Source organism: uncultured Lactobacillus sp. (assembly GCF_947367085.1).
In the GTDB taxonomy this organism is placed as follows: Bacteria; Bacillota; Bacilli; order Lactobacillales; family Lactobacillaceae; genus Lactobacillus.
The window spans coordinates 1-2,752 of the sequence record NZ_CANBCP010000105.1 but is presented as its reverse complement, the minus strand read 5'-3'; the positions used below and the strand labels follow the sequence as shown (position 1 = coordinate 2,752).

The window sequence follows — 2,752 nt, the reverse complement described above, 5'->3', positions numbered from 1 at the left end:
GTACAGGATATGTAGGTTTAAGTTTAGCTATTATCACAGATTAATGAGGTAAATGCTGTTGATATAGTTCCTGAAAAGGTAGATTTTCTTGTTAATAAAGATTTAAATTTAAAGGCAACCACAGATGTAGAATCCGCTTATAAAAATGCTGATTTTGTTACTATCACTACATCTACTAACTATGACAGCGAAAAGAATTTCTTTGATACTTCGGCTGTTGAAGTAGTTATCAAGGTAGTAAAGAAGTATAATCCAAATGCAATTATGATTATCAAATCGACTTTTCCAGTTGGATACACAAATCATATGAGAAAAGAATTTGAGACTGATAATCTTATCTTTAGTCCAGAATTCTCACGTGAAGGTCATGCTCTTTATAACAAATTTACATCCATCACGCATTGTTGTAGGAACAGATAAAAATAATGATAAATTAGTAGAAGCAGCACATACATTTACGTCTTTACTTCAAGAATGTGCTGAAGATAAAGACGTACCAACCTTATTTATGGGATTTACTGAAGTAGAAGCAATAAAATTATTTGCAAATACTTATTTAGCGCTTCGTGTAAGTTACTTTAATGAATTAGACACTTATGCCGAAAGTAAACGATTAGATACTCAAGAAATAATTGATGGAGTAGGACTTGATCCTCGGATTAGTACATATTATAATAATCCTTCATTTGGTTATGGTGGATATTGCTTGCAAATTATAAGGAAGTTCCAGAGAATTTAATTGAGGCTAGTGTTAAATCAAGTGATACACGTAAAGACTTTATTGCTGATCAGTATTATGTTAAGCTGGCTATTATGATTACGATGATAATAATACCTATGATCCAGCTGAAGAAAAACAAGTTACTATCAAAGTTCAGTTCAAGGAGTTATGAAACGCGTTAAAGCAACAGGAGCTAAAATTATTATTTATGAACCAACTCTTTAAAATGGATCAACTTTCTTTGGTAGTGAGATAGTAAATGATCTTGATCAATTTAAGAATAAATCTGATGCAATTATTGTTAATAGATATAATCCAATTCTTGATGATGTTAAAGATAAGGTTTATACAAGAGATATTTTTAGAAAAGATTAAATACCAAAATAAGCTTCATAGTTAACATGAAGCTTGTTTTGATTAATTAGAGGAAATTTTTGATTTATGAAAAAAAAATCATTAGGAGTTAATGCACTACTCAATGGTCTTAGAAGTGCTTTAAATTTAATCTTTCCATTGATTACTTTTCCATATGTTTCTAGAGTTTTATCAGTAGATGGTATGGGAATTTATAACTTTTCAAGTACCTATGTAAATTATTTCGTTCTTATTGCAGGGTTAGGAATAGCAACTTATGCAGTGCGAGAGGGTGCAAAATACAGAGATAGTGAAGAACGCATTAGTGAATTTGCAAGTCAAATTTTTACTATTAATATATTTTCCACTCTAATTGCTTATATACTTTTAATAGGTAGTTTACTAATTTTTAGCAATTTACGTAATTATGTAACCTGTATTTTAATTTTTAGTCTACAGATATTTTTTACAACAATTGGAACTGAGTGGATATATACAATTTATGAAGAATATGAATATATCACAGTTAGAAGTATTGCATTTAAGATTATTTCAATCGTGCTATTATTCCTTTTAGTCCATTCTTCTAATGATTACCTATGGTATGCCGCAATTACAGTATTTGCGGGTGTAGGTTCGAATATTTTGAATTATATTCACGCTAAGTCTTTTTGCAAGATTAAATTTGTTAAAAATACAAATTGGAACTACCATTTAAAACCAATTTTGATTATTTTCGCTTCTGCTGTTGCCATCACTCTTTATGTATCATCAGATACAACCATTTTAGGATTACTTAAGAATGATTATGCGGTTGGTATCTATGGTGTAGCAGTAAAAATCTATACTATTGTAAGTGGGTTAGTTTCTGGACTACTTATTGTTACAATTCCGCGCCTAGCAATGTTAATTGGTAAAAGACGAATCAAAGAGTATAAACATCTTTTGCAAGAAGTGCTCAATAGTGTATCCATTTTAGGATTACCAGCAGCCGTAGGTTTGGTAATGCTGAGTCAAGAAGTAATTTTAATAATTGCAGGAAAGAAATACTTAGGTGGTACTCTGTCTCTTCAAATAATTACTTGGGCATTAATTTTTTCTAATTATAGTACTATTTTTAATCAGTGTGTTCTAATTCCTTTAAAACGTGAATCCAAATCTTTAAGAAACACTATAATAACAGGACTAATTAATGTGGGACTAAACTTCATTTTCATTCCTTTATGGTCATATGATGGTACAGCGTTAAGCACTGTTATTGCCGAATTTATAGTGATGTTTTTGAATGGTTGGTCTGCACGAGACTATGTTGGTCCAATACTTAAGTCCAGAAGAACCTTTAAAAGCATCCTAGATTCAATAGCAGGTTGTATTGGTATTGCAGTAGTATGTGTTCTTCTAAAAATAGGTATTTCTTCTTTAATTCTAAGAACAGCTTTATCTGTAGTGCTCTCAGTAATAATTTATGGTGCGATTTTGGTATTCTTGAAAAATGAGGTAGCACTAGAATATTTAGATAAAATAATGAATGAATATCCTCATACATTAATTCAAGCTAGTGGACTTGATGTAGGTCTTCCAGATGGACAAATGGGTAACTCAGAAGTAGGTCACTTAAATATTGGTGCAGGTCGCGTGGTGTATCAAGACCTCGTGAAGATCAACCGCGCTTGCAAA

At 31.0% G+C, this 2,752-nt stretch carries 1 protein-coding gene and 1 pseudogene; both read left to right on the top strand.

Going from position 1 to position 2,752, the window contains the following annotated elements:
• Positions 1-1,096, top strand: a pseudogene (locus Q0Y70_RS09815) (UDP-glucose 6-dehydrogenase); the annotation flags it as partial.
• A gap of 66 nt (positions 1,097-1,162) precedes the next feature.
• A partial coding sequence (locus Q0Y70_RS09810; RefSeq protein ID WP_297820525.1) for a flippase occupies positions 1,163-2,752 on the top strand: 1,590 nt, incomplete at its 3' end.